Origin of the sequence: Limnofasciculus baicalensis BBK-W-15 (genome assembly GCF_024178385.1) — a bacterium.
GTDB lineage: Bacteria > Cyanobacteriota > Cyanobacteriia > Cyanobacteriales > Coleofasciculaceae > Limnofasciculus > Limnofasciculus baicalensis.
The window spans coordinates 1-7,944 of the sequence record NZ_JAMZMM010000285.1; the positions used below are offsets into that span (position 1 = coordinate 1).

8 protein-coding genes and 1 pseudogene are annotated in these 7,944 nt (G+C 41.5%); 5 read left to right on the forward strand and 4 right to left on the reverse strand.

From position 1 onward, the window contains the following. Nucleotides 1-45 precede the first annotated feature (45 nt). Nucleotides 46-756, reverse strand: coding sequence for a bifunctional demethylmenaquinone methyltransferase/2-methoxy-6-polyprenyl-1,4-benzoquinol methylase UbiE (gene ubiE, locus NJ959_RS21945; protein WP_254013876.1), 711 nt, complete (start codon nt 754-756; stop codon nt 46-48). On the opposite strand from ubiE, the gene NJ959_RS21950 reads away from it, so the two are divergent. Beyond that, the gene (locus NJ959_RS21950) at nt 713-964 is read left to right on the forward strand and encodes a hypothetical protein (protein ID WP_373693692.1); all 252 of its coding nucleotides are present in this window, start codon (nt 713-715) and stop codon (nt 962-964) included. The genes ubiE and NJ959_RS21950 overlap by 44 nt on opposite strands. Here the strand turns inward: NJ959_RS21950 and NJ959_RS21955 are convergent. After that, complete coding sequence (locus NJ959_RS21955) at nt 910-1,833, reverse strand: response regulator (protein ID WP_254013882.1); 924 nt, start codon at nt 1,831-1,833, stop codon at nt 910-912. The genes NJ959_RS21950 and NJ959_RS21955 overlap by 55 nt on opposite strands. Before the next feature lie 530 nt (nt 1,834-2,363). Here NJ959_RS21955 and NJ959_RS21960 point away from each other — a divergent pair. Beyond that, a complete protein-coding gene (locus NJ959_RS21960) occupies nt 2,364-3,458 on the forward strand; it encodes a RuBisCO accumulation factor 1 (protein WP_254013878.1) in 1,095 nt (364 codons plus the stop codon). Between the two features lie 146 nt (nt 3,459-3,604). On the opposite strand, the gene NJ959_RS21965 is transcribed toward NJ959_RS21960, so the two are convergent. Then, nucleotides 3,605-3,814, reverse strand: coding sequence for a peptidoglycan-binding domain-containing protein (locus NJ959_RS21965; RefSeq protein WP_254013879.1), 210 nt, complete (start codon nt 3,812-3,814; stop codon nt 3,605-3,607). A 28-nt stretch (nt 3,815-3,842) separates the two neighbouring features. Continuing rightward, nucleotides 3,843-5,080, reverse strand: a pseudogene (locus NJ959_RS21970) (AAA-like domain-containing protein). A 168-nt stretch (nt 5,081-5,248) separates the two neighbouring features. Between NJ959_RS21970 and NJ959_RS21975 the strand changes: the two are divergent. The 3 genes from NJ959_RS21975 to NJ959_RS21985 are packed head-to-tail and all read left to right on the forward strand — an operon-like array spanning nt 5,249 to nt 7,738. After that, a complete protein-coding gene (locus tag NJ959_RS21975; protein ID WP_254013880.1) occupies nt 5,249-5,635 on the forward strand; it encodes a hypothetical protein in 387 nt (128 codons plus the stop codon). Nucleotides 5,636-5,679: 44 nt separating this feature from the next. After that, nucleotides 5,680-6,363 (forward strand): hypothetical protein, encoded by a 684-nt coding sequence (locus NJ959_RS21980; RefSeq protein WP_254013881.1) that lies wholly within the window; start codon nt 5,680-5,682, stop codon nt 6,361-6,363. Between the two features lie 55 nt (nt 6,364-6,418). Then, the gene (locus NJ959_RS21985) at nt 6,419-7,738 is read left to right on the forward strand and encodes an ABC transporter ATP-binding protein (protein ID WP_309242685.1); all 1,320 of its coding nucleotides are present in this window, start codon (nt 6,419-6,421) and stop codon (nt 7,736-7,738) included. Nucleotides 7,739-7,944 lie beyond the last annotated feature (206 nt).

Here is a 7,944-nt window from a genome sequence, read left to right on the forward strand (position 1 = left end):
GAGGAGTGGGGGGGGGATTTACCTTTAGCCTCTAGCCGCTAGCCTCTAGACTCCTAGCCCCTTACTCAAGACTAATACTCCCATCATACCAGCGGCGATGGGGTAATGAGTGGCTGTGGAAAATCCTGCTTGATGGGCTAATGCTACCTGCTCTTGTCCTGTCGGAAATCGATCTAAGCTGGGAGCAATGTAGGCGTATTCTTCGGTTAAGCCAAAGGATTTGGCAGCAGGTACTACTATTTTATCTAAATACCATTGCTGAAATGTACGCAACGATCCCTGAGTTGGACGATTAAAATCGAGAATTGCTGCTTTTGCACCAGGTTTGAGGACGCGATATAATTCTTTTAAACAGCGGGGAATATCTGTGACATTCCGCAAACCGTAACCCATAGTCGCACTATTAAAATAATTGTCATCGCAGGGTAAAGTAAGGACATCTGACTCAATCCAGTTAATGGATAGTGGTGGATAGTGGGTTTCAGCTCTAGTTTTTGCGATCGCTAATTGAGCTTTGGAGAAGTCTACTCCATAAACTTTACCTGTATTTCCTACTTTTCGGGCTAGTAATTGTGCTAAATCGCCACTGCCACAACATAAGTCTAAGCAGATATTTCCCGGCTGAGGATCGCTCCATTTTACTGCCATTAGTTTCCAAATTCGGTGTTGCCCCAGACTTAACGAATTGTTTAGTTGGTCGTAAACTGGGGCTATGCGATCGAATATATCGCGAATTTGTGATGCTGGTGGTGTCATTGGTTATTGGTTATTGGTTATTGGTTATTGGTTATTGGTTATTGGTTATTGGTTGTTGGTTGTTGGTTATTGGTTATTGGTTATGGGGAAGGGGCTGAGAGAAAGTTTTTCAACTCCTGGCAAACAACCAACAACAAACAACCAACAACAATCTTATCCTTTTTTAGTACTCGTTATAGCCAAACCTATCTGCTGGGCTGATAGGTGAATTAATTTCAAATCCTCTTCGGCAATTTGTCTATCTTTATCCTGCCATTGGAGGGATAGAAATGCTAGCAATTTGCTGTGGGAAATAATAGGCACGATCAGGTGAACTTGGATATTAGTATTCTGGTAGTATTCTGCTACTGCGGGTACTGTTTCGCCGGGAATATTCACCCACGACTGAATTTGATGAGTTGCGATGCCTGCGGCAAGTGAAGCTATCGCATCTTGCACTAAGGGATCGTTTTCCAGGGAGTTAGTAATCGATTCAGACTTAGTATAAGTCCCCTTTGTCTCGATTAATCGATCGTCTTCGACAATTTGGACAATACAGTTATCGGCACAGAAGCTATCCCCAAAAGCTTGAGCAATTATTTTGAGAGAGTTTTCTAAATTATCCGACACTTGAGTCACTTGTACAATTGCTTGCATAAGTATCATTTGTGCCTGAGCGCGATGAAGTTCCTCGGTGCGTTGTTTGAGGATATTATAAGTTTCAGCAGCTTGTTGTACTACCGTTTTCAGTTCATTAGGGTCCCAAGGTTTGGTAATATACTTATAAACTTGTCCGGAGTTAATTGCTTCCACCAAATCCTCAACGTCTGTAAAACCCGTGAGGATAATTCTAATCGTGTCTGGGAAGTTTGGTACTGTTTTGCTGAGAAACTCAGTTCCCTTCATTTCCGGCATCCGCTGATCGGAAATAATCACGGCGACTTCCCCTTCAGTGGATAATAGAGTAAGTGCCTCAGCACCACTTTCAGATCTCAGTACCTGAAAATCTCGGCGGAAGGTACGGTAGAGTAAGTCCAGATTATCGGGTTCATCATCTACCACTAACATTTTTGGTTTTTTGGGTTTTGTCAAACTCATTAATTGACGTGTGATACTATCAATATTAGAAATTAGATTGTCTGTCACAATACAACAAACTCCTGAAGGCAAGTTTGAAGGGTTAATATCAATTCCAGTAGGCTGTCACGGATTTAATTTGTATACCTTCACACCAAAAAGAACACCAATCACCCCGTTCAAAAATTTTAATATACAATTTAGATCTACAGCAGATTAGCATAGTTACTGTGTCAATGGAATAGGAAATGGTGAATTAGCAAAGTCGAAGGGGAAAAGGGGAGTTCGCTTTTCTCGTTGCCGACAGTGGGCTGCCGACTTCCGGGGAGGATCGCAACCAATACTTCTAACCTCTAACATTTAACCTATTACCTGACATAACCGCTACTACCGGAAATGATATAAACCATCCATTCTAAGCTAATATCTCTATACATTCACACCCGGAAGAAAACAGAATCTAGTAGCATCTTACCTCTAGCCTCTAGCCTCTTGCGCGATACATGAAAAACATTTAACCATTCCCACCCACAGCTAATTGTTGCCAAATCATGACAGAAACACCACTAGACAATCCCTATCCCCAGCCTCAATCAGACTCAGAGACAGGAAATTTTAACGATTTACTCCAATTGTTGCGCCGTAAAGAAAGCAATTGGATTGAATGGGGGCGCTCTTGTCAACAACTCCAAAAAGCTGGGTACAATGCCCAGACGATTTTTGAGGAAACTGGGTTTGAGCCGATTCAACAGAACCAAGTTATTGTAGCATCTCAGGTCTACGAGACTTTGGTGGCGGTTGGGATATCTGAGGCGGTGCGATCGCGTTTTGAGCGGACAGGCAGTGATACCCTATACGAGTTGCGGATTCTCACCCAACCACAACGGGCTGCTGCATCTGAGCTGATTGTAGCGAAAAATCTGGATTCTGATGCTGCCCGCGAGGTAGCCAAAGCGATGAAAGAGTTTTTCCGGCGCACAAGTCTGCCGGAGGGGTTTACTAACCACGCCGGAGACGCAGTTGCTTATCAGTATTGGAAATTAGCCAAACAGCAAAGTGATTTACAAGAGAGGGCGCGTTTAATTGCCCGGGGTTTGATGTTTGTTTATTCTCCGGAGGCGAGACAACAAATTGAGCAGTTACTTACTGAAGGTTTTGGTAGTAATCGTCGTCCTGCTCCCAGATTACCATTTTATCGGATTGAATTAAGCGAACAATTGCCACGACTTTTACCTATATTAGGTAAATTCCCCCTTACAACTGATGTTCTTAATCAAATCCCTGCAATTCAACCGACTGGTGCTTTTGAACTGATTGAGATATCCCAAAAACAAACGGTAATTACGATACCTGGTTGGCAAGTTGTTTTGAAGGCAAAAGAGCCTGTGGGGATTTTGTGTAATACTCATCAAATATCCCAAAAATCCACTGAAAAACCGGAAGATGTGTTAGTTATTATAGATCGCGCTGGGCGGGAATGGGATGATGATAGTTATTTTGCGATCGATAAGTCAGGAGAATTAGGGATTGAGTGGTTTGCAGATCAGCCCAGTGTACCTCTATTGGGACGTTTGATTTTAGTATTGCGTCCGAAAAAGATTATTGATGAAGCATTGAGTCGGGATATGTGGCAAATTGATGAGTAGGGAGTTATCCCACGGCAGGGCGAAGCATTCCGATATGAATATTCGGGTGGAATGGAAAGGTTATCCCCGGAATGCTTTGCCCCTACATTATTTTTAAGATGAACAGGAGAAGGATGGTGTATCTCATTCATGCCAATTATTCACAATCATAATCCTGTCGGATGGCTATTTACTCTAGCAATTTGTCGCAATTTATCCAAGGTTTTCTTATCAATAATCCCGCTAATTCTTAGATTATTCTCTGCCTGAAAATGCCGTAAAGCGACTTCTGTTTGTAGGTTATAGATCCCATTGACAGGACCTGGATCAAAGCCTATTTTTCTCAAATATTGCTGAACTTCCTTAACTTTATCCAAATGCTTCGCCCCTACAGCAGTTATCTGATTATATCTTATCTAAGCGATCGCGGAAATACCGACGATACAAATCACATCTCGGACTACAATTATCCCCCTCCATCTTCACCAATCCCATACTCTGTAATTTAAACGCCACTCCTGACTCTAATTGTACAGGTTCATTTGCCCTTAGCACCTCTCGGAAACCTACTGCTAATTCCGGATAATGTTGTAAATCCCACAAATGGTGTCGTAAATGATCGCCAAATGCTCCTGATTCTGTTGGGGCTATTTGCCAAAATTTTCCCAACGTCACTTGATTATATTTTAGATAATTCAGAGACTGCCGCACTAAATAAGGATGTCCACCTATCATCCCCATTAATTCATCAACCCAATCGATTAAATTATACCCACTTTTAAGGGGTTCCCCATCCAATTCATAACGCCCTACCAAATCCTGCACCTGTTCCGGTGTAAACTCTGGTAAAGGGACAATCTTGCCCACATTTGCCAAGGGGGAATGATTGATATCCAAAGATCTATAAACTTCGGTAGAATGAACAATTACCAAGCGTAATTGTTTCCAAATTGCACCTTTGAGATCGCCTTGTTTTGCCATATCATGCCAGCCACGTAACAAGCGACAAAAATCATTAGCAATTTCAGCATGTTCAAAAACCACATCAACCTTATCCAACGCCAATACCAGCGGATTAGTTTGTTGAGATAACAAATACTTTTCAAAATAGTACTATTGCGATTGCAGCCAAAAATATCATCCCAACGTTCAGCTAATTGATTCGGTAACTCCAACAAATGACCCACATTTACACAAAACCATTGAGAAAATATTTGATAATTACTAAAAACGTTAGTATCTGATAAATCAAAACTTAAAACAACCGTTTTATAACCTTCCTGTTCTGCCTGTGCCCTAATTCTATCTAACAACAAACTTTTACCCATCTGCTGCGGTGCTTTAATCCTAATTAGCGCTCCGGGCTGTACAATTGCTTGATAACAATCAAATTCAATCGGGGGACGCTCTACATAATAGGTATCATCTAACACCAAAGATTCTAGCACATTTGAAGTAATATTTTTTTGATTACTCAACCATTCAGGATGCTTAGTTTCCTTCAGCCAAACACGCAATTTCTCAAACTTACCAGGACCAGCACCATTAAAATACACCTCAGCACAACCATTAGGTCGATTTTTCGAGAATTGGGAATAAATAGATGTTTTCTGCTTTTTATAAGTTTGTATACTCACCGCCACGATCTAGTAGACATTTCCGGTACTGAAGACTGGGAGAATAATGTTGAAGTTGGTGACTGTGGATTTATCTTGAACAATTCCCCCACTATCCAACAGGATAATCCAATTTTTGATTCCATTGAAACAATCTACCGTTTGTGTAACCCAGCAGAAAATGAAAGGAGATAAATGATGAATTTTACAGGCTTATCACTTAGCTTATTATCCATTACCAGTTTTTTAACTGTGGGAAGTACTTTTGTTAATCCAGTATCCGCACAAAACGTGCAAGCAGATATTGGATTACAATACAGAATTAATGGTTCACAGCAGCCAACCAACCGAAACGATGATGTGCAATTTAATAGCCAAGGTTCCTGTATGGGAAATGCTAGCGTCACTATAGGTGTACAAGGCATTGTAGGTGGGAACAATCCTGGAGAACAAAATCGCCATGTCCGTCATGAAATGACGTGTAATAGTAGTAACGGTACTGGCATCAATCCGCCAAGAGTGCAACTGCAACCTAGTGTAGGAATTGATGTATATAATCCTGCTGATAATTTCAGGAATTAAAGCTTATTAGTGGCAGGCAAGATGCCTGCCCTACTCTATATTATATGAAGAGCAAAATACTAGCAATCGCAATTTCCTGTTCGGCTATTCTCCTCGCCGCTATTCCCGTACTCTCTCAAATATCCATTCAGATGGATGAAAACTCAATTCGGATTGAAGGAAGGGGAATGTCTGTCGAATCTAGCAATCAAGTACAGCCTACTAATCCTATAGATAACAATCCAATCCAACTGAATCCCCAAGGAATTTCTGTAGAATCAGGGAGAAATAGTATTCACATTAGAAATAGAGAGATAACTCTTCCCACTTCTCCTGACTCTAATGATTCCGCCCAAATCATCGACAACCAAATTCAACAAACCACCATTAACCTAAATAGCGCCGACTTAAATCAACCACATCTCCTAAAAATTAGCACAAATCCCGCTAAAACAACCTTAACCGGACAAATCAAACTAGACGACAAAATCATCCAAACCATCAAAAACAATTACACCGAAATCAACCTATCCCCTCAACTTGCCCCAGGCAAACACACTATCGAAATCTCCGGTAACTACAACCCTACCAACGCCACAGTTCAAATTAACTTCACAGGCACAAATACACAAATCACCCACCAAATACTCGGTTGCAAGAATTACAGCGATCGCGTTAAAATTGAATCACAGATCCCCTTCTCAAAGATATCGGTTCCGCTCCCGGTTGAGTTAGCGACGCTTGATTAGGAATAGTCGCCTAATTGCTATAAAATAAGATCTGTCATCATATCCCGTAACAATCGTGGCGCAGGTTGTTCTCGAAAACATCTATAAAAGCTTTCCACATCGCAAAGGAGAGGAAACCGTCACACCTGTAGCGGTAGAAGCTTTGCGGACATCTGGAAACGATAACTCAATCCAAACTACCAATTCCTCAACCGCTGCATCAGGAAGCGTTAATATTTTACGCCGCATCAATCTGACAGTTAATGACGGCGAATTTATGGTATTAGTCGGACCATCAGGTTGTGGCAAAAGTACTCTACTACGGACGATCGCAGGATTGGAACAATTAACGGGTGGTAAAATCTGGGTAGGCGATACTCTGGTAAACGATTTACCCCCAAAGGAAAGAGATATCGCCATGGTGTTTCAAAACTACGCCCTCTATCCTCATCTCACAGTTTACGACAATATTGCTTTTGGTTTGCGGCGGACTAAATTGGGGAGTGGCACAGTGGATGTCAGGATGGGGAATGGGGAAAAAGAGGGGATGCCGGAATGGATGGTGGATTTATTGGTGGGGATGACGCGAAATCTGCCTAAAGGAATTCGATATCTGTCTGAGAAGGAGAAATCCGTAGATGAAAAAGTCCGCCGCGTGGCACAATTATTGCAAATTGAATTATTATTACATCGCTTACCAAAACAACTATCAGGGGGACAAAAACAAAGGGTAGCATTAGGACGTGCGATCGCGCGAAATCCTCAAGTTTTTTTAATGGATGAACCCCTATCTAATCTAGATGCTAAACTGAGAACTGAAACTCGCAGTCAAATTGTCAAACTACAGCGACAATTAGCCACAACTACAATATACGTTACCCACGACCAAACTGAAGCAATGACAATGGGCGATCGCATTGCGGTAATGGATCGAGGTGAAATCCAACAAATTGCGCTCCCATTAGAACTATATAATCATCCTGCCAACAAATTTGTTGCGGAATTCATTGGTTCACCACCAATGAATTTTATCATGGTTTTAGTTAAAGCCCCCCACACAATTCATCACTCTCAGTTTCGCCTCACCCTACCGGAAACTTGGTCACCATTTCTGGCAAAATATGATGGACTTTTATTATTTTTAGGGATTCGCCCCGAACATTTAATTTTAGGGGTTCCCGCACCAAAAAACTTGCGCGTACAAGTTGAATTAGTCGAAGCATTGGGTAACGATACTTATATATCAGTAGCGATGGAGGATTCATCTCCTCTACAGGTGCGTATTCCTCCGGATCAACCTGTCAAAATTGGTGAGAAAATTTGGTTGTCAATCGCCGCCGAGAAAATTCATTTATTCGATCCACAAACAGGTAAATCAATTCTATTTGATTCTTGATCTGCCATTAAAAATTTACTCCCTTGGCGGGAGAAGATTATCTATTTTTTTCTTCGTCAGGAGTTGCGCAAAGAAACCCGGTTTATACAAAAAAATCGTGGATTTAGACGATCGAGGTTGATGAATAAACCGGGTTTCTGACGCATTCTTTGTCTTAGTGGTTTATTAAATAACTATTCTTACGGCACGAAGAGAGTATTCCCTAC

Coding starts and splice junctions, on each gene's coding strand:
- NJ959_RS21950 (WP_373693692.1), top strand. CDS start 713: ATGCGATCGAATATATCGCGAATTTGTGATGCTGGTGGTGTCATTGGT.
- ubiE (WP_254013876.1), bottom strand. CDS start 756: ATGACACCACCAGCATCACAAATTCGCGATATATTCGATCGCATAGCC.
- NJ959_RS21955 (WP_254013882.1), bottom strand. CDS start 1,833: ATGAGTTTGACAAAACCCAAAAAACCAAAAATGTTAGTGGTAGATGAT.
- NJ959_RS21960 (WP_254013878.1), top strand. CDS start 2,364: ATGACAGAAACACCACTAGACAATCCCTATCCCCAGCCTCAATCAGAC.
- NJ959_RS21975 (WP_254013880.1), top strand. CDS start 5,249: ATGATGAATTTTACAGGCTTATCACTTAGCTTATTATCCATTACCAGT.
- NJ959_RS21980 (WP_254013881.1), top strand. CDS start 5,680: ATGAAGAGCAAAATACTAGCAATCGCAATTTCCTGTTCGGCTATTCTC.